This window comes from Methanobacterium paludis (assembly GCF_000214725.1).
GTDB lineage: Archaea > Methanobacteriota > Methanobacteria > Methanobacteriales > Methanobacteriaceae > Methanobacterium_C > Methanobacterium_C paludis.
The window spans coordinates 512,417-533,874 of record NC_015574.1 but is presented as its reverse complement, the minus strand read 5'-3'; the positions used below and the strand labels follow the sequence as shown (position 1 = coordinate 533,874).

24 protein-coding genes are annotated in these 21,458 nt (G+C 34.1%); 13 read left to right on the top strand and 11 right to left on the bottom strand.

Annotation, left to right across the window (positions count from 1 at the left end; genetic code table 11):
• The first annotated feature begins 423 nt into the window (after nt 1–423).
• Nucleotides 424–1,827 carry a single-stranded-DNA-specific exonuclease RecJ gene (recJ, locus tag MSWAN_RS02460; protein ID WP_013825032.1) on the top strand — a complete coding sequence of 468 codons (1,404 nt, stop codon included), beginning with the start codon at nt 424–426 and terminating at the stop codon, nt 1,825–1,827.
• A gap of 182 nt (nt 1,828–2,009) precedes the next feature.
• Nucleotides 2,010–2,816 (top strand): DUF7839 domain-containing protein, encoded by an 807-nt coding sequence (locus tag MSWAN_RS02455; RefSeq protein WP_013825031.1) that lies wholly within the window; start codon nt 2,010–2,012, stop codon nt 2,814–2,816.
• A 135-nt stretch (nt 2,817–2,951) separates the two neighbouring features.
• Here MSWAN_RS02455 and MSWAN_RS02450 read toward each other — a convergent pair whose 3' ends face one another.
• On the bottom strand, nt 2,952–3,968 hold the full coding sequence (locus tag MSWAN_RS02450; protein ID WP_013825030.1) for a pantoate kinase: 1,017 nt from the start codon (nt 3,966–3,968) through the stop codon (nt 2,952–2,954).
• A gap of 80 nt (nt 3,969–4,048) precedes the next feature.
• Here MSWAN_RS02450 and MSWAN_RS02445 point away from each other — a divergent pair, with 80 nt between their 5' ends.
• Complete coding sequence (locus tag MSWAN_RS02445; RefSeq protein ID WP_013825029.1) at nt 4,049–4,714, top strand: histidinol phosphate phosphatase domain-containing protein; 666 nt, start codon at nt 4,049–4,051, stop codon at nt 4,712–4,714.
• Between the two features lie 306 nt (nt 4,715–5,020).
• Nucleotides 5,021–5,173, top strand: a complete 153-nt coding sequence (locus tag MSWAN_RS12925) for a hypothetical protein (protein ID WP_013825028.1) — start codon at nt 5,021–5,023, stop codon at nt 5,171–5,173.
• A gap of 315 nt (nt 5,174–5,488) precedes the next feature.
• Here MSWAN_RS12925 and MSWAN_RS02440 read toward each other — a convergent pair whose 3' ends face one another.
• Nucleotides 5,489–6,136, bottom strand: a complete 648-nt coding sequence (locus tag MSWAN_RS02440) for a 2,5-diamino-6-(ribosylamino)-4(3H)-pyrimidinone 5'-phosphate reductase (RefSeq protein ID WP_048188215.1) — start codon at nt 6,134–6,136, stop codon at nt 5,489–5,491.
• A gap of 258 nt (nt 6,137–6,394) precedes the next feature.
• Between MSWAN_RS02440 and MSWAN_RS02435 the strand changes: the two genes are divergently transcribed.
• Nucleotides 6,395–6,766: a carboxymuconolactone decarboxylase family protein gene (locus MSWAN_RS02435; protein ID WP_013825026.1), complete on the top strand. Its 372-nt coding sequence runs from the start codon at nt 6,395–6,397 to the stop codon at nt 6,764–6,766.
• 99 nt (nt 6,767–6,865) lie between these two features.
• Here MSWAN_RS02435 and MSWAN_RS02430 read toward each other — a convergent pair whose 3' ends face one another.
• The 3 genes from MSWAN_RS02430 to mtxX form a co-directional block, all read right to left on the bottom strand.
• Entirely contained in the window at nt 6,866–7,624 is a 759-nt protein-coding gene (locus tag MSWAN_RS02430; RefSeq protein ID WP_013825025.1) for a TatD family hydrolase, read from the bottom strand.
• A gap of 71 nt (nt 7,625–7,695) precedes the next feature.
• The gene (gene uppS, locus MSWAN_RS02425; RefSeq protein ID WP_013825024.1) at nt 7,696–8,463 is read right to left on the bottom strand and encodes a polyprenyl diphosphate synthase; all 768 of its coding nucleotides are present in this window, start codon (nt 8,461–8,463) and stop codon (nt 7,696–7,698) included.
• A 166-nt stretch (nt 8,464–8,629) separates the two neighbouring features.
• A complete protein-coding gene (gene mtxX / locus MSWAN_RS02420; RefSeq protein WP_013825023.1) occupies nt 8,630–9,352 on the bottom strand; it encodes a methanogenesis marker protein Mmp4/MtxX in 723 nt (240 codons plus the stop codon).
• A 138-nt stretch (nt 9,353–9,490) separates the two neighbouring features.
• On the opposite strand from mtxX, the gene MSWAN_RS12685 reads away from it, so the two are divergent.
• The gene (locus MSWAN_RS12685; protein ID WP_154645725.1) at nt 9,491–9,631 is read left to right on the top strand and encodes a hypothetical protein; all 141 of its coding nucleotides are present in this window, start codon (nt 9,491–9,493) and stop codon (nt 9,629–9,631) included.
• A 269-nt stretch (nt 9,632–9,900) separates the two neighbouring features.
• Nucleotides 9,901–10,497 carry a hypothetical protein gene (locus MSWAN_RS12890; protein ID WP_052296836.1) on the top strand — a complete coding sequence of 199 codons (597 nt, stop codon included), beginning with the start codon at nt 9,901–9,903 and terminating at the stop codon, nt 10,495–10,497.
• Nucleotides 10,498–10,763: 266 nt separating this feature from the next.
• Here MSWAN_RS12890 and hemL read toward each other — a convergent pair whose 3' ends face one another.
• Complete coding sequence (gene hemL, locus MSWAN_RS02410) at nt 10,764–12,032, bottom strand: glutamate-1-semialdehyde 2,1-aminomutase (protein WP_013825021.1); 1,269 nt, start codon at nt 12,030–12,032, stop codon at nt 10,764–10,766.
• Between the two features lie 4 nt (nt 12,033–12,036).
• Entirely contained in the window at nt 12,037–12,660 is a 624-nt protein-coding gene (locus MSWAN_RS02405; RefSeq protein WP_013825020.1) for a cobalt-precorrin-8 methylmutase, read from the bottom strand.
• Between the two features lie 275 nt (nt 12,661–12,935).
• Here MSWAN_RS02405 and MSWAN_RS02400 point away from each other — a divergent pair, with 275 nt between their 5' ends.
• The gene (locus MSWAN_RS02400) at nt 12,936–13,187 is read left to right on the top strand and encodes a DUF5654 family protein (protein WP_013825019.1); all 252 of its coding nucleotides are present in this window, start codon (nt 12,936–12,938) and stop codon (nt 13,185–13,187) included.
• A 174-nt stretch (nt 13,188–13,361) separates the two neighbouring features.
• Here the strand turns inward: MSWAN_RS02400 and MSWAN_RS02395 are convergent, their stop codons facing one another.
• Both MSWAN_RS02395 and hypE read right to left on the bottom strand, forming a co-directional pair.
• Entirely contained in the window at nt 13,362–13,772 is a 411-nt protein-coding gene (locus MSWAN_RS02395) for an RDD family protein (protein ID WP_013825018.1), read from the bottom strand.
• Nucleotides 13,773–13,936: 164 nt separating this feature from the next.
• Complete coding sequence (gene hypE / locus MSWAN_RS02390) at nt 13,937–14,947, bottom strand: hydrogenase expression/formation protein HypE (protein WP_013825017.1); 1,011 nt, start codon at nt 14,945–14,947, stop codon at nt 13,937–13,939.
• 622 nt (nt 14,948–15,569) lie between these two features.
• Here hypE and MSWAN_RS02385 point away from each other — a divergent pair.
• From MSWAN_RS02385 to MSWAN_RS02365, 5 genes are all read left to right on the top strand, one after another.
• Nucleotides 15,570–15,950 (top strand): 30S ribosomal protein S8e, encoded by a 381-nt coding sequence (locus MSWAN_RS02385; protein ID WP_013825016.1) that lies wholly within the window; start codon nt 15,570–15,572, stop codon nt 15,948–15,950.
• Nucleotides 15,943–16,590, top strand: coding sequence for a DNA polymerase domain-containing protein (locus MSWAN_RS02380; protein WP_048187841.1), 648 nt, complete (start codon nt 15,943–15,945; stop codon nt 16,588–16,590). The genes MSWAN_RS02385 and MSWAN_RS02380 overlap by 8 nt, the downstream gene beginning before the upstream one ends.
• 190 nt (nt 16,591–16,780) lie before the next feature.
• Nucleotides 16,781–17,461, top strand: a complete 681-nt coding sequence (locus tag MSWAN_RS02375) for a TIGR02253 family HAD-type hydrolase (RefSeq protein ID WP_013825015.1) — start codon at nt 16,781–16,783, stop codon at nt 17,459–17,461.
• A gap of 78 nt (nt 17,462–17,539) precedes the next feature.
• Nucleotides 17,540–19,087 (top strand): ATP-binding protein, encoded by a 1,548-nt coding sequence (locus tag MSWAN_RS02370; protein WP_013825014.1) that lies wholly within the window; start codon nt 17,540–17,542, stop codon nt 19,085–19,087.
• 153 nt (nt 19,088–19,240) lie between these two features.
• Entirely contained in the window at nt 19,241–19,426 is a 186-nt protein-coding gene (locus MSWAN_RS02365) for a hypothetical protein (RefSeq protein WP_013825013.1), read from the top strand.
• Between the two features lie 170 nt (nt 19,427–19,596).
• Here the strand turns inward: MSWAN_RS02365 and MSWAN_RS02360 are convergent, their stop codons facing one another.
• Together MSWAN_RS02360 and MSWAN_RS02355 are read right to left on the bottom strand one after the other, a co-directional pair.
• Nucleotides 19,597–20,517: a PfkB family carbohydrate kinase gene (locus tag MSWAN_RS02360; RefSeq protein WP_013825012.1), complete on the bottom strand. Its 921-nt coding sequence runs from the start codon at nt 20,515–20,517 to the stop codon at nt 19,597–19,599.
• A gap of 193 nt (nt 20,518–20,710) precedes the next feature.
• On the bottom strand, nt 20,711–21,397 hold the full coding sequence (locus tag MSWAN_RS02355) for a HisA/HisF family protein (protein ID WP_013825011.1): 687 nt from the start codon (nt 21,395–21,397) through the stop codon (nt 20,711–20,713).
• Between the last annotated feature and the right edge of the window lie 61 nt (nt 21,398–21,458).

Below are 21,458 nucleotides of genomic sequence, written 5' to 3'. Positions count from 1 at the left end.
TAATTTAACACCATTTTTAGTTTATTTTCCAATCAGAACAGAACTTTTTTTTTAATCTTTTAATTTCTATTTTTAATTAATTTTTATTAATTTTTTAAGCAATTAGAAGTTTAATAATAACTCAAAAGAGTTAAATTTAATTATAATCTATACCTAATTTAAATAAGATAAATAGAGCGAAGTGAACTGAGTAATAGAACATAACATAAAATTAAGAATAATTTTGAGGAATATAATTTGAAGTATGCTGGTTCAATAGTATGCTGTTTTCATAATCTCATAATTCCATCTAAATAAAATTTTTTAAGTAATTTAGATTTCAATTCAAATGAGTTTAATTCAGATAATTACATTTCATAAATCATTATTCATAAATCATTAATTTCAATATTTAATCTCAAATATTTAATCAGGAGTCAATTTATGGTCGAGAGTCAGGAAAATCCAATGAACAAAGCCCTTTCAAAAGCCCATGAAATGGTTGAAAAAGCCGAGGACATCAAAATATACAGCCACATAGACTGCGACGGCATAACTGCAGGGTCTTTATTGTCATTAATGCTGGACAGACTTGGAAAAGAACATGAAATCGAATTCATAAGTTTAGATAAGATAGACGATCTTAAAACTACCAATGAACTTACCATATTCTCTGATCTCGGTTCTGGACAAAATTTAGATAAATTTTGCACTTCTTCATCCAAAGTTCTGGTTTTAGACCACCATCCTCCATTAAGGGAAATGAACCACTACAAAAAATGTGAATTTCTTGAGATAAACCCCCATTTCTACAATATGGATGGATCATACGAGATTTCAGGCGGCGGAATGACATACCTACTCGCTAAAACATTTGGATTTTATGATTTAAGCTGGATGGGTGTTTTAAGCGCTGTTGGAGACATGCAAAATAGTTTAACCGGGAAACTACAGGGTTTGAATCAGGACATACTCACAGATAGTGTTCAGAACAACTTTGTAGAATCAATAAATGACCTTTCAATCTATGGAAGGCAAACAAGACCTTTATTTGTAGCTTTATCTTATTTTGGAGATGTAAATCTTCCAATAACAAATAATAAAACTGAATGTATTTTAATGTTGAACAAACTGGGCATTCCAACAAAAAACGGTAGAAAAAACAGATCTTTATGCGATTTAAGTGTTGAAGAGAAAAGTACGTTATTCTCCGAGCTCGTGAGAATGTTAAGCAGGGAAGTTCCACCAAAATACGTGCGGTATATTCCAAAACTTATTTGCGGAGATTCTTATGAATTTTTAAATGAGAAAAAATATTCCCCATTAAGGGATGCCAGTGAATTCTCAACTGCCGTGAATGCATGCAGTCGCCATGAACATCCTGAAATCGCCATGAGAGTTTTGAAGGGAGATAGAGCTCTTGCACTGGACGATATGGATGATTTAGCACGTGAACACAAGAGGTATCTCGCCCAAAAAATGGATTGGGTCCGGGAAGAGGAAAGGATCATTCCAATGAACAACATCCAGTACTTCAACGGCAGCGAAATAAAAAGCAACGTTATAGGAACTATAGCAGGTATGATCCTAAGTTATGGGGACTGGAAAAAACCCATAATAGGTTTCACAGAAATTGGAGATGGAAAAGACGGATTGAAAGTGTCGTTGAGATGTTCACGCCTCCTTGCCTACAACGGAGTACATTTCGGGAATTTAATACGAAAAGTAGCCGAAAAGGTAGGAGGCACCGGTGGAGGCCATTCAGTAGCCTGTGGAGCTTACATACCTGAAGGCAGTACCGAAGCATTCTTGAACATCTTTGATGAAAGCTTGAACGGAATGATCTAATGAGATTTCAATCCAAAGAATAAACCCGTGAATAAATAATTTAATGGTATTATAATAAAGTTTAATTAAATAGAATTTTATGAAATAATCCATACAAGATGGTAAATTTCAATAAAAAATTAATTAAAACATCAATCATTACATTAGAACTTAAAATTTAAGATAAAAAAACCGGTGAATTTATGAAGGTCTTCAAAAAGAAGGGTGAGCTTACACACTTTCAGATACTGGCAGAGATAGCCCGAGGGGAACCCCACCTCCGCCAGAAGGACATTGCAGATAAGTTGGGAATAACTGTTCAGGCTGTTTCTGAAAACATAAAGAACCTTGTGGATGAAGGTTTTGTTGAAACAGGAATGGGACGTTCCAAATACAAGATCACAAAACGTGGCATTGAGAAGGTGAAAACTGAGGCTGCAAACCTTAGAAAGTATGCAGATAATGTCCTTGAAACCATGAACACATATAAATCAGTTTGGCCTGCAATAGCTCGTCAAAAACTGAAACCTGGTGAGAAGGTCTGGCTTGAAATGGAAAACGGAACATTGTATGCAACGAAGGAAAAAAAATCAGCCTACGCCGAAGTTCTTAATGAAGCAACAACGGGTGAAGATGTTGCCTTAATCAAACTTGGAGGCACCATAGAATTAAAACCAGGATCTGTCATCATACTAAAGCTTCCAACTATAAATCAAGGAGGATCAAGGGCTTGTGATCTTGAAAAGATCATTTCAATATATGAAAAAGGATCTGATAACAGGAGATTCGATAGAGTTGGAGAGATGGGAACCGTATCAAGGGCCGTTACAGAAAAATTAGACATCAAGGCAGATTTTGAATTTGCAACTCCTGATGCCACGTTGGCTGCAGCAAAAAGGGGTCTTAATGTACTGGTATTTGCCGTTGGAAAGATGACAAACAGTATAACACGCAAACTCGACTCAGAAGGAGTGAATTACGTGATAAAAGATGTTACAAAATCGGAATAATTATCTGAAATCTGAATAAGTAGTAAAAGTAAAAAATTTGAGATGAAATAGATAAACCTGAAATTAGATAAAATTGAAATTAAGATAAATTCTTCAATACTATTTTTTTATAAAAATTATCAGTAGTACAGACGGTTATACAAACATGCAACCACAAGAATCAATTTTAGAAACTAAAGCTCCTTCAACACTTGTATCTGGACTTTTTGATATTGCAAACGCTGTATTTCCAAGCATTGCCATTGAAGCACCGATTGTTTCATCTTGCAGTACATTAACTACTTCCAAAACCTCTTCGTTCATGAGCTGTGTTTCTTCTGAAAATTTTCTTGATAATTTCATGAAAAAACCTGGATACGGGTTTTTCAAAAGTTCAAAAAGAAGATCCTTTCCTGTTTGATTTATCTTTTTCTTGTAAGAAGGGTCATTTATTATGCTTGATGTTTCAATTTCACCCAGACTCTTTGCTATGACAAAGAAATTGTTTTCACTGTCTGAATCATTCAAAATCATTTTATCAACAGCACCAACACCCGGAGCCCCTTCTTTCAGCCTCAAAACAATACCTCCACATACTTCTGCTATCACATCTCCAAGCCCGCTTCCCATCTCCAGTTCTGCAAGATGAGCGATCGAAGCTGCTTTGTTGTATGTTACTGGCATGTCAAGAGCTTTTACTATTCCAATGGAAGTTCCAAGGGCAAATGCTGCAGAAGTTCCGAAACCTGCACCAATTGGAACATTTACAGTGTGTTCGATGCTGATTTTCCTATCAAAAAAGGGTTTATCAATCCCATCAAAGCTTATTTCATCATTTAATCCCTTTTCATAGCCTAGTTCTTTTTTATTAAAGTCTAGTTCTTTGTTACTCAATTTAAGATCCAGATTCTTTTTATCATCAATAGATTGATCAACACTAAATTGTTTTTTTATTAAATCAATAGTTTTGTAGGTTATTGAAGCATTTTTAGGGTCATTTTTACCGTTTATTTTGACAACAATTCCATTACCTTCAGTTATCTTCACATCAGTGGTAACTCCCGACTCAAGTGCGACTCCTGCACCTCTTGATCCCATTTTTAATGGGTCTGGGTTGTCTATTATTTCAAAAAAACCCGTTATATGTGATGGGGCAAAAACAGAACATTTCATGGTATCACTTTTATTTTATCAGTATATTTAATATGATCTATAACCATAAATAATGTATCAAAGCAAAGGGGGACTCCACTATAACCAAAAGAATTGATCTCCACACACACAGTATATTCAGCGATGGAGAACTACTACCATCTGAAATTGCAAGACGAGCATACGTATTAGATCACCGGGCCGTTGCAATTACAGACCATGTTGATGCATCTAACATAGACTGCATTGGAAATATAATAAAAGCGGTCCTTGACATAAGGGACAACTGGGACATAGAGATTGTTCCAGGAGCTGAAATAACCCATGCTCCCGCTGAAATAATTGACAAACTAGCAGATCAGGCTAGAAAATTAGGGGCTGAGATCGTAGTTGTGCACGGTGAAACCATAGTGGAACCTGTAATTGAAGGCACCAACTGGAAAGCCGTTAACTGCCCAGAAGTCGACATATTAGCACATCCTGGCCTTATAACAGTTGAAGAAGCGGAAATGGCCAAAGAGAATGATGTTGCTCTTGAAATAAGTTCAAGAAGGGGACACTGCCTTGGAAATGGTCACGTTGCCCAGGTTGCTCTCGAAGTTGGGGCAAAACTTGTGGTGGATACCGACACCCACATGCCAGAAGATTTGATATCATATGAAACTGCTTATAAAGTAGCTTCAGGAGCAGGATTACCTGAAAAAGAAATTGAAAAAGCTTTAAAGGACAACCCTCAAAGAATACTGAAAAATAAGGGTATACTCTAAGGTTATACTCTAAAAAAATATTTATAAATGGTTGATAGTGTGTTTGATAAAAAAACATCAAATTGTTAACTATTCCATTTTTAATGAATCTTTTTTCTAATTTTAGAGATCAATCCGTTTTTAAAATATTTTTTTAATTTTAAAAAATATCATCCAATTATTCAATTAAAATTTTTTAATTTTCTATATAATTCTCAGTTATTTACCTATTTTTTAGAGAATTTAATCCAAAAACATAAAATATAGGAAAACTATCAACATTAATGAAAAAAGAATTAAAAAAGATTTAAATGGAGTGTATGTACAATGAGCGATAAAATTTTAGGAATATGCTATATCATAGTGGCTCTTTTGATAATTGTTGTCAAGTACGCTGTACCTCAGTTCTTTGACATATTAATATGGGTTGTGGCAATTGGACTATTTATTTTAGGTTTATATTTCTTAGTGAAAAAGTAGTAGGAAAAAGTAGTAAAAAAATCGTGGAAAACAAGTGAAAACAGAAGTTCAGCTCTTTAATCTGTTTTAAACAGCAAATCAGTTAAAACCAATTATTGAATTTAATTAGTAAAAAGAATTCAAATTAGTTCAAAATTAGTTCAAAATTAGTTCAAAATTAGTTCAAAATTAGTTCAAAATTAGTTCAAAATTAGTTCAAAATTAGTTCAAAATTAGTTCAAAATTAGTTCAAAATTAGTTCAAAATTAGTTCAAAATTAGTTCAAAATTAGTTCAAAATTAGTTCAAAATTAGTTCAAAGTAAAATGGATACAAACTAAACAACATCATATTCCACTACAAGGTCGTTTCCTAATTTATAACTTTTTTTTAGCTTTAAAGGTACTGCATCCTTCATAAAGTCAACACCTTCGCCGTCTGCAAGTGTTTTGGAATGAACACCACCCGCAATCATGGGGGCTATACAAATCCTCACCTCATCCACAAGGCCTTCAGTGAGCATTGAATAGTTTAAAGTTGAGCCCCCCTCAAGCATCAAGGTTTTTATACCTTTTTTGGCAATTTTTTCCATTAAACAGTCTAAATTAACTCTTTTTTTGCCACATAGAATTATATCTGCGCTTTTTTGCAGGTTTTCAAGGTTTTTAGGGTCTGCACTTTCTGATACTGCGATTATGGTGGGTGCATCGTCGTTCAAAATTCGTGACTCCAATGGAGTGCGAGCCTTGCTGTCCACAACAATTCTAACAGGGTTATCAGATGGTTCGGCAGGAATCTTATGAACTGTTAACCTGGGGTCATCTACAAGAACTGTATTTATCCCCACCATTATGGCATCAACCTCTTTTCTGAGTTTATGAACACGTATAAGATCTTCTTTGCCTGAAATCTCTGAACTGCCCATTTTTGTTGCTATTTTCCCGTCAAGGGTCATTGCTGAGTTTAATATAACATGTGGTTTCATATTATGTGGTTTCATATTCCCACCTCAAGTTAATGTATATTTTAAAAGCAGGATTTAAAAGCATTTCCCCAAAGCGTTTCTTAATATGATTTATTTAAAAAAAATATTAAGTAAAAAACAAAAATAAAGAAATTTAGGGTTTAAAAAGATCAAACATCTTTTAATTTACTATAAAATAATTCATTAATATCAAAATAATTCATTAGTATTCATACTTGAAAAAATTGGAAAAATTAGAGTTAGTGGGAGGATTAAAAAATGGATAAAAAGTACAGTAAAGGAAAGGAAATGATTGATACGATACATCCAGATGCTAGCAAGGCACTTATAGAAAATTTAAAAGACATAGCACCGGATCTCGGGCGTTTTGTAGTTGAATTTGCCTATGGTGAGTTATATACACGTCCTGGGCTTGATTTGAAATCCAGAGAGCTTGCAACGGTTGCAGCCCTGACGGCCATGGGCAATGCAGGTCCTCAATTAAGGGATCATATAGAAGGGGCTTTAAACGTTGGATGCAGCCGTGAAGAAATAGTTGAAGTAATAATCCAGATGGTGGCTTATGCTGGTTTTCCCGCAGCCATAAATGGTATAGAAGCTGCCAAAGAAGTTTTTCAAAAAATTGGATGAAGAGAAATAATAGTTGTTTAACCAAACATGAAATAATAAAACAATTTAGTTAAAAAGTAGTTTTTAGTTAATTTTCCATATTAATTCTTTTAAACTCTTTTAAATCCCAAATATCTTTTTAGCATTTCTTTCTGTTACTTTATCAACTTCTCGAAGCGGAATTGACTTTACATCAGCCAGTGTTTTTACAACTTCCTCAACAAATGCCGGTTCATTTCTTTTGCCCTTAAATGGGGATAAATATGGGCTGTCAGTTTCTGTGAGTATGTTTGATAAGGGTAAATCTGTTACCAATCTTTTATGATGGTCTGAAAAGCTTAATATTGTTGAAAATGAGAGATAATATCCTTCCTCAACGATTTTTTGGGCAGTCTCGAGGTCGCCCCCGTAACAGTGAAACACCACGTCGGGAATTGAGGAGTGTTTTTTGACCATTTCAAAAGCTTTCTTTTCAGCATCCCTTACATGAAGAACCAGGGGCATTTCATATTCAACTGCCATTTCTATGAATGATTCAAAGACCTTCAGCTGTCTGCGCCTTCCTCCTTCATCTGTTACCTCGTGAAAATCAAGTCCGCTCTCACCTATTGCAACGGCTTCATCAATATTTTCAGTTATCTCTTCAAATGCCTGTTTAATTATTTTAGAATCAGCCTTTGACGCATTTACAGGATGAAAACCTAAACTTGCATGCATAAATCCTTTATATTGTTTCATGTATTCCAATGTGCGCCTGTTACCACCTAAACTCGCACCAGAATTTATTATTCCACTTAATTTATCTTTTGCCCTTTGCATTACTTCTTCACGATTTTTATTGTACGCTTTGAAGTCAACATGACAGTGTACATCTATCATTCCATGTCCCCTAAAAAATATCTTTAATTAAACTCTCTTAAACCTCAAAATAAATTTTTAAATTGAAGGTTTTAAATTCCGAAACGTCTTTCTCTCTGCTGGTAAGACCTTAAAGCCCTTAAAAAGTCAACTTTCCTTAGTTCAGGCCATAAACTGTCGCAGAAGTAAAGTTCTGAGTAAGATGACTGCCATAAAAGGAATCCACTGAGTCTTTCCTCACCGCTCGTTCTTATTATAAGGTTAGGGTCATCCAACCCTGCTGTGTATAAATTTGAACTCACACTTCTTTCATTGATATCATTAATGTCGAGTTTTCCAGCTTCAACATCCATTACAATCTTTTTTATAGCATCAACTATTTCAAGACGTCCATCGTATCCTATTGCAATATTCACAAGCCGTTTGTCGTATGAAGCCGTGGAGTCTTCCGCAATTTTTATTGCTTCTCTCACATCATCCGGAAGAAGCTCAAGTTGACCCACCGCTTTTATTCTAACCTTATTTTTGTGGATCTTCACATTTTTTGCTATGCCTTCAAAATTTTCCTTAAAAAGTTGCATCAAACCTTCCACTTCACCTTTAGATCTTTTGAAGTTCTCGGTGGAAAACGCATAAACAGTGACTATTTCTATTCCCAGGTCAACACACCAATCCAGAACACGTTCAAGAGTATTTATACCACGTTTGTGCCCATCTATAGCATTCATATTCCCCTGAATTTTTGAAAATCGCCTGTTACCATCCATTATTATGGCCACGTGTTTCGGCATGTTCTCAGGGGTGAGATTTCGTGATATGTACCACTCGTATAAATCATAAATAGGTTTCAATACAGACATTTTTAGCTCCTTTCTCCTCATCTAAATCATCTTACTAACTTAAAACTTACTAACTTGAATTTAAGTAATATCCTTTTAAATTATCGTTCGACAACATTAAGCATTTATTGTTTAATTAATCATTTAATTAATTCCAATCCCTTTAATCTTTTATATCCTGTTGATATTAGTATTTTAAACCAGTTTTTTTAGTTTTTAATTTTGCAAGGTAATGTGAAAATTTCAATGCCCGTACATATCCTTCCACATCCTGTGATCTTGAGGTATCAACGAATATCTCATCGATTCCTAAGGTTACAGCACCATGACTTTTTATTCCACCAACCAGAACAAGGGTTCGAAATATTATGTTTCCAGTGATGCCGTCGGGGGCTAGTATGAAGTTTGAACCCTCCTTCAGAGCATCCTCTATTAGTATAAAGTAATGTTTCACAGAATATTTATCTCTTGTGATTGCAGTTACAAGCTCCCCCTCTGCAATTGAATCATCTATCCTTTGGCTTCGGCCTTTATCTTGGGCTCTTCCTCCAGAAAGTACCGCTACTTGAGGTTTTATTCCCAATTCAAGTAAAAATTCAGCTCCAGATTCAACTATCTGAACCTTCTGGGATACACTGTCCCCTTCATCAATTCCAACAGGTGCCAAAAGGAATTTGTGACCGTTTATCTCCAAAAATGAGGCCCTTAAAATTTTATTTTGATATTTAACTCTTAATTTGGCCATTATTTTTGAGGCGCTGAGAGAGCCGCGGACTGCAGCATCAACAGAACCGTTTAAAAGTAGATCAACGAGTTCATCTTCAGATTCTGTTAGTATAACCTCAAAGTCCACGTTACGTGAAGCTTCAACTATACTTTTATTCGTGCCCACACCTGCAACAACTTTCATCCTATCGTTTGATCCAATTATTAGTATATAAGGTTTAATAATCTATGGGATAAAAAGCTTTTTATATGAAGTTTTTTGAATAAAAGTATTATGAATCAATAGGAATTAAAAAGAATTTTAAGTAAGTAAGGTGTTAAATTGGCGATTTTAACAGATTATGCAACAGGAAAAGTAGTTAAAAATGCCAAAAATCCCCTGATTCTCTCAAAGGTATCTGGAAAATACATGGAGATCTGTTCGATCAGACAAAAAAACGTGTGTTTGCTGGGAAATGAATAAAAAATCCCAGAATTCAAATTAAAAAGTTTTAAATGATCTTTTTGCTTATTTAACAATTTGAGTTTTGGTTTTCCAAAACAACATCTTATGTTAAATTCCCGCTTCTAAGATCTTTTTTAATAAATCTTATAAATTCCAATCATTTTTACACGTAACCAAACCATAATTTATGGCCTCAAATTTATTTATGATAAACATTAAAAATTATACAACAAAAAAATCAAAAGATTATATCAAAGATTGGTTTTTTTACAATTCGGGGTGTTTTCTTGAATTTTAGGAATAATGAAAATAAAAACAACATGAAATATCCGAGAAAAAATTTAAAGGGGTATTTGGTATGCGAAAATTGCAAGGGATATTACCAACTCAAGGATGGCGAATCTCCAGAGGATTTTGAAAGATGCGAATGTGGAAGTCCTTTAGATTATTATAAAACCTTAAAGGATTTTAAAATAGAATTAGATAGAAAAAACATCCAACGCAGGGAATATGCTGAAATAGAGAAAATGGTAAACATTCTCAAGACCAAAACCAAAGAAAGAAAATTGATGATCAACACTCTATCAAAACAGGGCACAGTAGAAGACGAACTTTTAAAGGATATAAAAGATGATAAATGGACTTTAGGGGATTTATTAGAGGAAAAACGTCTTCAAACAGATGCTGAAAGCCAAAAAATATTTTTAGACGAGATCATGAGGCAGGAAGAGAAGTTCAACATGATCCTCAAAGAACAAAGGGCAAGGGCTAAAAATCCAGTTGTTGACATTAATTCTATCCTTGAAACAAGGGGCTTGGAAATTTATGTAATTGTGTTCGTTATAGTTGTTTTTATAATCCTTTTCATGCTCGCAGGAAAATGATATGAAATCAAGCATTGAAAGGACTTTTAATTTATTTACAATTTAAAGAATATTTTTAAAGGATATTTAAAAAATGAGCCTAGATTTGAAATAGAATTTTAAGAATAAAAAATTTTAGAAAAGTAAAGCTCAAATTAATACTTATAAACTCCAAAACAATATTTTAAAAATATTGAACAAATTTTAAATAAAAAAATTAAAAAAGTGATAAAACAGTTTTAAACCAAAAAAATGCTAATAAATTTAAATTAACAACTATCTAAAGTTTAACAGCTATTTTTAACAGTTTTAATTGCATTCTCCATGACTTCAAGGGTTTTCTGGATATCGTCATCATCATGCATCAAGGATAAAAAACAACATTCAAACTGGGATGGAGGTATAAATACGCCATCTTGAAGGAGTTTATTGAAATAAATCTGGAATATGTCCGTTTCAGCAGATTTTGCATCCTCATAATTCAATACATCCCTATCTGTGAAATAAATCTGGAACATTGAGCTTAAACCTGCTACTTTAAAGTCCAGATTCTGGCTGTCAAGGATTTCCTGAATGCCTGCCCTTAATTTATTTCCTTTCAAATTCATTTCACTGTAAAAATTACTGTCGAGCTGTTTTAATGCCGTTAGCCCTGCTTTAATGGATACTGGATTTCCATTGAATGTTCCTGCCTGGTAAACGGTACCAGATGGTGCTATCATATCCATAAACTCCTTTTTACCAGCTAAAGCTCCAATTGGGAAACCGCCCCCGAGTATCTTTCCAAAGGTTACAAGGTCAGGTGTTACTCCAAAGTATTCCTGTGCACCACCTTCAGCTATCCTGAAACCAGTTATAACCTCGTCAAATATGAGAACTATATCATTTTCTGCGGTTATTTCACGTAAAAATTTAAGATACCCTTCTTTTGGAGGTATGCACCCTACATTGCCCATTACAGGTTCAATGATTATGGCCGCTATGTTTTTACCCTCTTTTTTGATGAGCTCTGTTATTGCTTTTTCATCATTGAATGGGACTAAAATAGTATTTTTTGTAGTATCTTCTGGTATTCCGGGTGAATCTGGCAGTCCCACCGCTCCAGAACCTGATTTTACAAGAACACAATCATGAGCACCATGGTAAGACCCTTCAAACTTCACGATCTTATTTTTAGCTGCAAAAGCCCTTGCAAGTCTTATTGCACTCATTGTAGCTTCTGTGCCTGAATTTACAAATCTTACCATTTCAGCACATGGAACTCTTTTTACAACCTGTTTTGCGAGTTTTATTTCATTTTCTGTTGGAACTCCGTATGCTGTTCCATTTTTAAGCTGTTTTGTAACTTCTTCAATAATAAGAGGGTTTGCATGGCCTAGCACCAGGGGTCCGTATGCAAGGCAGTAATCTATGTAGGTTTTTCCATCCACATCATATATTTTGGAACCTTCTGCACGCTCTGCAAAGAAGGGATATGGTTTGTAAGCTCTTACTGGTGAATCCACTCCTCCTGGAAGGAATTTTTTAGCTTCATTGAATAAATTCTCTGAAATCATTTTATCACTCCTTTTTAAGATTAATTAGCGAATTTACAGCTGCAACAGCAACTGGAGTTCCGCCCTTTGGGCCTTCAGTTACAATGTAAGGTATTTCAGTTTCTTGAAGTGCTTTTTTAGACTCTGCAGCACCTACAAAACCTACTGGAACTCCAATCATTGATTTAACATTCATATCACCATATTTTACAAGTTTTAAAACTTCTAAAAGTGCTGTTGGTGCATTTCCAATTGCAACGATCCCATCAAAACCTTCAGAAGCTGCAACCTTCATAGCTGCAGCTGCACGGGTAATTCCCTCATTTTTGGCAATTTCAACAGCTTTATCATGGTTTATGTAACATTTAACTTCACCATTGTAACGATTTATCCCTACTCTAACCATGTTTATATCTGTGAGGATGTCATTACCTTCTTCTATGGATTTCATGCTTTCCTTGACAAAATTACCGCTCATTTTGGTTATATCTGCATATTCCGGGTCAGCAGTCGAATGAACTATCCTCTCAACTATGGCCCTTTCTTCTGGAGCTAAATGCCTTGTTTTATGATCTATGAGGGATTTTACTATTTTTCTACTCTTTTCGGCTATTTCATAGCCCTGCTTTGTTGATGCGCCCATTGACATGATCTTCACTTACCACTTTTCAGTTATGATTTGTAATTTTTATGATTTGTAGATTGATTAATTTTTAAATAGATTAAAAGAGTTTATAGGTTTTTTTATGATTCGTAAATTGGGATAATTTTAAGATTCTTTTTAAAGCTCTATTTTTTTAAGATCTCTTTTTTCAATTTCAAGTTTTTTTTTAGTTATTTTAAAGATGTTTGAGTATAGATTTTTATATTTTGTTCTTAATAATTAATGATTAATTAATAAATGCTCTTTAATGGAGGTTTTCTATGGCCAAAAATAATATTAGAAAAGAAATTCTTCAAGCAATGGCCGGTCTTCTAACTGCTGCATTTGGACTAATTGCAGCATTAGCATGGAACGAAGCCATAAAAGCTTTTATAGCCAAATATGTACCCATGGGAAGTGAACTTACTGGATTGTTTATTTATGCAATCCTAATAACAATAATAGCAGTTTTGGTGACTATATTTATAGGTAGAACCCTTGGAAGATATGATATGGAGCTGCCAGAAGAATAAGAAAATAGCTAATTTTAGGTTTTTAATTTCTATTTTCCTTAATTATTCTATGTTTTATTTTTATAACTAATTTAAAAAAAATAAACTTAAAATAAGATTTATTGATTTGATTAAAAAATATTAATTTGATTAGGCATTATATGAGGTTAAGTTAAGTCTTTTAACCTTTTTAACCTAATCTTCAACTTTGAACACTACTGTATTTGAAACTCTGTCAAGGAATCTGTCATTGGAATCTCCAAAGATGAACCCAAGTATTACATCTAAAACAAGGGGAATCCATAAGATTTTGGATAAATTCCTTAAAAACGCCTTTTTGTAGTTCATATCTCCATCGGCAGCATTAACCTTTAACTTCATCATGATCTTGCCCAGAGTAGCACCGTCTTTCCCTTCCATGTAGGTGAAATAACCAACAATAATGAAAGCTGCCAGAACAAGCCAATAATTTAGAACCGTAAATATGTTGGTCGCCGCTATCAATGGATATATCACTGCACTTATGACCCATAAGACCAGGGTTATAGTTATTGCATCAATTATCAAAGCCAAAAACCTTCTGCCCCAAAAGTTCTGCATTTTCATCGCTCAACATCCTTTATTCAATAATTTTAATGCAATTGTGTTATTAAATGGTGTTATTAAATGGTTCTGTTAATTCATTTATAACTTTTTTATTCTGCAGTTCATCCACGCATTTTATTACAATCAACACGCTCAAAAAAAATTAAATCTTGAATAATAAAAGATTAGCAGACCCTTGGTACAGGATCAGCTATTGGTGCCTCAAGAATCCTTTTACCGCCCATAACAGTTTCAAGGATCACGTGTTTATCAGTTGTAACTTCGCCGATTATCTGGGCATCTTTTCCATATTTGGTTTTACGAATGGCCTGAAGGATTTCCTCTGCTTTGTCAGCCTCAACACCCATGATTACCTTACCCTCATTTGCAACTTCATAGGGGTCAATTCCGAGCATTTCAGAGGCAGCTATGACTTCTTTTTTAATAGGAATTTTTTCTTCATCCAGAAGCATTCCAACACCAGATTTGGAGGCCAGCTCGTTCAATGCGTTTGCAACTCCACCTCTAGTTGGGTCTTTCATTGCATTAACACCACCAACATCCAGTGCGGCTTTAACCATTCCCCATACAGGTGCAACGTCTGATTTAAGGTCTGTTTCAAAACCAAATCCTTCCCTGTAAGACATCAAGGAAACTCCATGGTCCCCAATGCTCCCGGTTAATATGATTTTATCACCAAGTTTAAGGGATGAATCTCTTTTAACTTCACCTTTTTTGACTATGCCTATTCCTGTGGTGGATATAATGATTTTATCAAGTTTATCCTGTTCCATGACCTTTGTGTCCCCTGTTATTATGGCAACATCCACTTCCCTGCAGACTTCATCCATGGATTTTATTATTCTTTCAAAGTCCTCGCCAGGAAAGCCCTCGCTTACAACCATGGCATTTGCAATTGCAAGGGGCTTTGCTCCCATTACAGAAACATCATTTACAGTTCCTGCTATTGATATTTTTCCAATGTCTCCCCCCGGGAAGAAAATTGGGTTTACTGTGTGGCTGTCTGTAGTTAACACAATTTCATAGTCCCCAAACGGTATCGTTGCCCCATCATCAAGGTCGTCAAGTCCAACTCCACCGTTGACCCTTTTGTTACTTAAGTTTCCAAGTATTATGTCTGATATAAGGCTTTGCATGACCTCTCCACCAGCTCCATGTGACATACTGAATTTCATAGACTCACCCACTGTTTTTTATTTTTTTAAATGGTTTAAGTTAAATTATATTTATTCTGACACATTTTATCCATTCAATAATTCAAGCTTTAAAAATTTGCTAAAACATTAAGTAGCTCTAAAACATGCCATATACTGTCTAAAACTTAATTTAAACTGTTTTAAACTTCAAAATTATATCTTTGATAAGATTTTCTTAAGAGTTTTTTCTTATGTGAGGTTTGAATTTAAAATATTTAAATATGTTTTTTTTAATGTGTTGTAAACAAAATATTTAAAGTACCATAAATATTAACTATACTATTCAACAGTTTACAAGCGAAATTATATCAAACTAAGATGAATATTAAATCAATAGATTATAATAAAATAAAATTGCATATAATATCAAAAATTGAAAAAATTAATATACTGTGATGAATAAACAAATTTATTCTGAGACTAAGACTTTTTTAGTTTATAGTTTTATTTAAGTTTAAATTCAAAGAGTTAAAAGATAGTGATAATAAATATAGTTAAGATACTGAAAGATTCAATGTTTCAAGAATGCATTTCAGACTCTTTGAATAAATAATTACAACCGTTTGAATAAATTACAAATTAAGATGATAGAGGTGAAATAATGGCTATATGGCAAGGAAAATCATTAAGAAGACCAAGTGGTGCACGTGCAACACAAAATAAAAACAAAAGGAATGCTGAATTCGGAAGAGACCCCGCTGAAACCAAAATCGGAGACAGAAAAGTCAAGAAAATCCGAACAAAAGGTGGAAACGAAAAAATAAGGCTCACAAACGCTGAGAGAATCAACGTTGTAGACCCTAAAACCAACAAGGTTCAGGTTACAGACATCCTTAACGTTATTGAAAACACCGCAAACACTCATTTTGTAAGGCGTAACATCATTACAAAAGGAGCTGTTGTTGAGACGAGCCTTGGAAAGGTTAAAGTCACATCAAGACCCGGCCAAGACGGCGTGGTAAATGGTGTAATGGTTGAATAAAGAGATTTTAGAAAAAGTAGATGAGTTCCTCGGGGATGTGAACAAAAACCTCCCTGAAGGAATGGAACTTGAATATGAAGGATTCTATGAAAGGGGTTTCTTTGTTACAAAAAAAAGATACGCCCTCATAGAAAACAACAACATAGTTGTAAAGGGTTTAGAGCTTGTAAGGCGTGATTGGGCACCTGTAGCAAAAAAAACTCAGGAAAAAGTTCTAAAAGCAATACTCAAGGACGCATCTCCAGAAAAAGCCGCCAGCATTGTTAGGGATGTTATTGTGGAAATAAAAAAGGGAGATATACCTCTTGAAGACCTTGTTATACACACTCAACTTACAAAAAATCCAGAACAATACGTTCAGAGGGCTCCTCATGTTATGGCTGCAAAAAAAGCCATCAAAAGAGGTAGAAAAGTGGGGCCAGGGTCCATCATAAGATACGTGGTTGTTAAGGGAAAAGAACCCATAAGCCAACGTGCAGAGCCCATAGAAGATGTTGATGTTTCAAATTATGATCCTAATTATTATATAGAAAACCAGCTTTTACCAGCTGTTTCAAGGATCTTAACTTCTATTGGTTATTCAGAAGAAGAAATAATGCATAAAGGAAAACAAAGCAGTCTTGATGCATTCTTCAGTTAGATATATAATACAATGAAAAAATTGGATTTAAAGGTTACACATAACCCGTAAAAGGGTTACGTAATATTATTAATTGTATTATGTTTTAATGTTTTATAATACTAATTTTATTTCATTAGTTTTAAATAAGTAGTTAACTAATATCAATTTTTATGTATAGAAATTTTGTTATGTAAAAATTGGTGTAAACATGATAAAAGCTGTTTTTTTTGATATTGATGATACATTGTACGACACTTCAAGTTTTGCAAAACTTGCAAGAAGGGCTGCTATTAATGCGATGATCGACGCAGGACTTCCACTAGAATTTGACGAAGCTTATAAACTCTTAAGGGAAATAATAAAAGAAAAGGGTTCTAACTATGACAAACACTTCAATGTCTTAACAAAGCGGGTTTTTGGAGAAGAAAAACCGCTTTTGATAGCCCTCGGAATGATAACATACCACAACGTTAAATTCGCTCTTTTAAGATTGTTCCCAAACACCATGTCTACATTAATTTATCTAAAAAGTAGGGGTTATCATTTGGGAGTTATTTCAAATGGTATAACCATAAAACAGTGGGAAAAATTAATAAGACTCGGTTTGCACCATTTCTTTGACGAAATTATAACTTCCCAAGAAGCAGGGGTCGAAAAACCAGACGAAGAAATATTCAAACTTGCTATAGGCAAAATGGGATGTAAGGCTGAAAAATCTGTTATGGTCGGTAACAAGTTCAGTGAAGACATAGTGGGAGCAATAAACACAGGAATGTCTGCAATACTTGTAAATTCAACGTTAACAGAATCTGAAAAGGAATACATAAAAAAAGAGGATTTAAAAGTGGATGTTATAAAGGACTTAAGTGAACTTAGGAACATTCTCTAAATAGAAACATCCTGTAAAATGACTGCATAAATTGAGGTCATTAATAATCCATTTTATTTAAAAAATTAAGGTGTTGCAATGAGTTACTACCATGATTCCAAAATGGAGAAAATCTTTGATATTCTGAAACAACCACGATCCCTTGAGGAACTTTATCTTTCAGAGTCATTTGTAAATGACTTGATCCTCAAGATACTCTCAAGTTACGGTACTGTAAAAACCAGCACAATGAATGAGATTACTGGAATACACTGGGACATTCTCGAAGGGATACTCGATGAACTTGAAAAACAGGGTTTTTGCGCACCAGTAAGTGGTGGATTTTTATTTTCAAGTATTAAGTACAGTATAACAAAGAAAGGGCATGATAAAGCCCGGGGAATTATTGAAGAGAATCCTTACATTGGCATTGCACCTGTTCCCTATGAATTTTATTATAAAATAATGGAAGCCCAATTAAAAAACCGATACCCTTTAGTTATACCCCCAGAAATAGCAGAAAAAGCATTTAAAGATGTTGTAGGTGTAGCTTATGCAAAAGAATCCCTTATTGAATCCTGCATAATTGGAAAAGGAGTTTTCATTTACGGAGCACCAGGAACAGGAAAAACTTTCCTCGTAAGCAAGATGCCGAACCTTTTACCTCCTCTTATAATTCCAAAGTTCATAGAATTCGGAGGGAAAGTGATTCAGATCTACGACCCAGATTTCCACAAAAAATGCAAAGAACAGCCACAAGATCCAAGATGGGTTAAAATATACGCCCCATTTGTGATTACGGGTGCTGAACTCAGTTTAAATAAACTTGAAACCAATTACAACCCAAATAAAGGAGTTTATGAAACATCTCCCATCATAAAGGCAAATGGTGGAGTTCTTTTAATTGATGACCTTGGAAGACAAAGGGATGACCATGAACTTATTTTAAACCGACTCATAGTACCTATGGAAAATAAAAAGGATGTTCTTTACGTAAGAGGAGCCCCCGTAATTTTTCACAGCCACTTCATACCAGCATTCTCAACCAATCTTGATATAAGTATAATGGACGAGGCCCACCTCCGAAGGGCACCATTACATGTTTTCCTTAAAACACCCAAGCTTAATGAAGTTGCAACGGTATTCAAAAGGAATATGGATATTATTAACGAAGAATACGATGCAGATGTTTTAGAAAGATTTGTAAATGTGTATGATGAGAAAAAAAACGGTGGAGATGGTCTTAAGCCAAGTTTTGCCCACGCAAGAGATGTTGCACAGATAACTCAGGCTGTACGTATAAACCAAGGAAAGGATCGCGTGGATGTTGATGTTCTTAATGAATCACTCAAAAAACATGTTTTGATTGCACTTCAAAAGATGAAAATTGACATTACCCAGGTTGCAAAAAAAATACGAACATATCGTGTTAAAACAAGCAATATAAAAGAGGCATACAAAACCCTCTCAGATTATGGTGTAAATGAAATTGTACACGAATCAAATGCCATTATTCTGGATGTGGATGAGAGTGTGACACCTGTTCAACTTGTTGAATACTTAAATAATAAAGGTATTGAAGTGGACAGAGTAGATCTGATTGCAGAATCAATAAAAGAACTGCGAAAAACCATTCTTGAATCATAATTTCCTAAATTAATAGATCAAAATATAAGATCGATTAACTGATAGATTACTAGCAAACTATTAAACGAAGTTAATTTAGAAATAATTAAAATCATAGTTCATCAATATTAAATCAAATAATTACATCAAAAATAAAGTTGAGAAGTGATATAAATGGTAGATTCATCTGTTATACTGTATTCCCACGTAATTCCTCCACTTATTGCATTTATAAGCATTCTGATTATTTGTTCAGGTATAATGGATAAGAAAACACCTTACACAATTTTAGGTATATTGCTATTCTTTGCAGGGGGACTTCTACCGTTCTTGGTCCTACCAGTTGTTTTAGGCAGTTAAATACCAAGAACAAAATTTTTATTTTTATTTTTTTAAGTGATTTTTTATGAAATATTAATTTTTATGAAATAATTTTTAATGGAATTGATGGAATAACAATTTGAAAAATAAGTTGATGGAAAATAAAAGGATAGATGAACTGAAAATGAATTATTAAAAGCAAGTAAATATTATGAGGATTTTTTATCCATTAAGAAGTCTGTCTTCATTAATCTGTCTTCAATTAATTTTCTGTTTCCCATAAATACACCTTCACCTTCAAGTTTTATTGTTGCTACCACAGACGCAAAGATACCACAAGTTTCAGGATCAATTTTTTCCATCCTTCTGCTTACATAAGCAGCCATGTATGTATCACCTAGACCCGTAGGATCTATTCTTTGCTTTGAGGGAAATGCATGAATTTGATAGATGCTGTCAGTTTTCTCCGAATATATTATGGCTCCCCTATCTCCTCGGGTAATAATAACTTCCTTTGGTCCAAAAGATGCCAAAGTTTTTGCAACGCCCTCAAGTTTATGGACGTGTGTGCCGAGTATGACCCTTGCCTCCATCTCATCGAGAAATATTCCATCGAAAAACTTCAAAAATTTCTGAAAATCATTCCAGGGTTTTAGAATAACTTTATGGTTTTTTATATGTCTTAGATATCCTTGTACACCCACATACATTGGAATCTGAAATTGCGATAGGAATTTAACTGTTTCAATTGGAATGTCAAATGGGGATAGTGAGGACAGAATAAATGCATCAAAATTTTTTAAATCCAAGTTTGAAATGTCCTCTGGTTTTATGGGGTTAGATTCAATTTCAGCCCGCTGTATTCTGTGATTAGGGTCATGGTTCGGGTAGATATTCTCAAATTTCATTGTTTTATCAACAAAAATAGGTACAATACTAATATCATTTGGAAAAACGTCTAAAATGGATTCATCGTCATTTGAAACCGTTATAACAGCTGTCGTATCTACTCCAAGACCTGAAAGTACTGCTGCTTGATAGTAAACCGCCCCACCTATAGAGTGGTAAACTGTTTCGTTTCTTACGATTGTGTCCATGGTTACGGGGCCCATGATCAGAAATTTCGGCATGTTCTTACCTTTTAAACGACCTTATTAATATTTTAGTAATTGTTGGATAATGTTAAGTCCTCTAAAAATATTCCGGATATATAAAGGATATTATATTGACTATATTAGGATAGTATATTTTTTAAAACCAGAAGAAGTGATAAATACTCGGAAATTAGGCTATCTATTGGAAAGGATATCTATTGGAAATATATTATTGGAAGCTGTGTCTTATTTTGCCTTTATGAAGTGCAGAACCAACAAGGAACTTTTCAACACTTGATTTAGAGAGTACATCAATATCCTCATCTCTGATGCCACCCCCAATTATTATTGAAGTTTCAACTTTGCTCAATCTATCTATAAAACCTTGATCAACACCTTTTTCAGTTCCAACCCTTGAAATATCAAGCAAAATAATTTCATCAGGCTTTAAATCAGCTATTTTATTAATTAATGTGTCAAAATTAGTATCCATATATTTACTGAGAATATGGTTGTTCTTGATGTCTATACTTACAATTAACTTGTCTTTTTCAAATGATTCAAATATTTCATCAAGGTCTTCAAAACTGTGAAGGGTTTCTGTTGCAACTATGGCTTTACTTGCAACATTCAAGGTTTTTGCAACACTGCGAACATCATTTGCACCTGCATCAAACATTACAGGAATTATTCTGTTTATTTCTTTTATAACGTTAAGGTTTGAACCTTTACCTTCAATTGCGTCCAGATCTGCAATGTACATGCGCTGAGCACCAGCATCCTTCAACGACACTGCAATCTTTAAGGGGTCTGATGAATCAGTGAACACGGTTTTAAGGGGTTTATATGTTTCCCTCATTCCCGATTTGCCGGAAACAGCTTCTCCATTTTTAATATCTAATACAGGGATTATCATAGTATCTCCAACTAATCCATCTACCTTTCAAAATAAAAAAAAGAACACTTAAAAAATTAAA

Coding starts and splice junctions, on each gene's coding strand:
- recJ (WP_013825032.1), top strand. CDS start 424: ATGGTCGAGAGTCAGGAAAATCCAATGAACAAAGCCCTTTCAAAAGCC.
- MSWAN_RS02455 (WP_013825031.1), top strand. CDS start 2,010: ATGAAGGTCTTCAAAAAGAAGGGTGAGCTTACACACTTTCAGATACTG.
- MSWAN_RS02450 (WP_013825030.1), bottom strand. CDS start 3,968: ATGAAATGTTCTGTTTTTGCCCCATCACATATAACGGGTTTTTTTGAA.
- MSWAN_RS12925 (WP_013825028.1), top strand. CDS start 5,021: ATGAGCGATAAAATTTTAGGAATATGCTATATCATAGTGGCTCTTTTG.
- MSWAN_RS02440 (WP_048188215.1), bottom strand. CDS start 6,136: ATGAAACCACATGTTATATTAAACTCAGCAATGACCCTTGACGGGAAA.
- MSWAN_RS02435 (WP_013825026.1), top strand. CDS start 6,395: ATGGATAAAAAGTACAGTAAAGGAAAGGAAATGATTGATACGATACAT.
- MSWAN_RS02430 (WP_013825025.1), bottom strand. CDS start 7,624: ATGATAGATGTACACTGTCATGTTGACTTCAAAGCGTACAATAAAAAT.
- uppS (WP_013825024.1), bottom strand. CDS start 8,463: ATGTCTGTATTGAAACCTATTTATGATTTATACGAGTGGTACATATCA.
- mtxX (WP_013825023.1), bottom strand. CDS start 9,352: ATGAAAGTTGTTGCAGGTGTGGGCACGAATAAAAGTATAGTTGAAGCT.
- hemL (WP_013825021.1), bottom strand. CDS start 12,032: ATGATTTCAGAGAATTTATTCAATGAAGCTAAAAAATTCCTTCCAGGA.
- MSWAN_RS02405 (WP_013825020.1), bottom strand. CDS start 12,660: ATGTCAATGGGCGCATCAACAAAGCAGGGCTATGAAATAGCCGAAAAG.
- MSWAN_RS02400 (WP_013825019.1), top strand. CDS start 12,936: ATGGCCAAAAATAATATTAGAAAAGAAATTCTTCAAGCAATGGCCGGT.
- MSWAN_RS02395 (WP_013825018.1), bottom strand. CDS start 13,772: ATGAAAATGCAGAACTTTTGGGGCAGAAGGTTTTTGGCTTTGATAATT.
- hypE (WP_013825017.1), bottom strand. CDS start 14,947: ATGAAATTCAGTATGTCACATGGAGCTGGTGGAGAGGTCATGCAAAGC.
- MSWAN_RS02385 (WP_013825016.1), top strand. CDS start 15,570: ATGGCTATATGGCAAGGAAAATCATTAAGAAGACCAAGTGGTGCACGT.
- MSWAN_RS02375 (WP_013825015.1), top strand. CDS start 16,781: ATGATAAAAGCTGTTTTTTTTGATATTGATGATACATTGTACGACACT.
- MSWAN_RS02370 (WP_013825014.1), top strand. CDS start 17,540: ATGAGTTACTACCATGATTCCAAAATGGAGAAAATCTTTGATATTCTG.
- MSWAN_RS02365 (WP_013825013.1), top strand. CDS start 19,241: ATGGTAGATTCATCTGTTATACTGTATTCCCACGTAATTCCTCCACTT.
- MSWAN_RS02360 (WP_013825012.1), bottom strand. CDS start 20,517: ATGCCGAAATTTCTGATCATGGGCCCCGTAACCATGGACACAATCGTA.
- MSWAN_RS02355 (WP_013825011.1), bottom strand. CDS start 21,397: ATGATAATCCCTGTATTAGATATTAAAAATGGAGAAGCTGTTTCCGGC.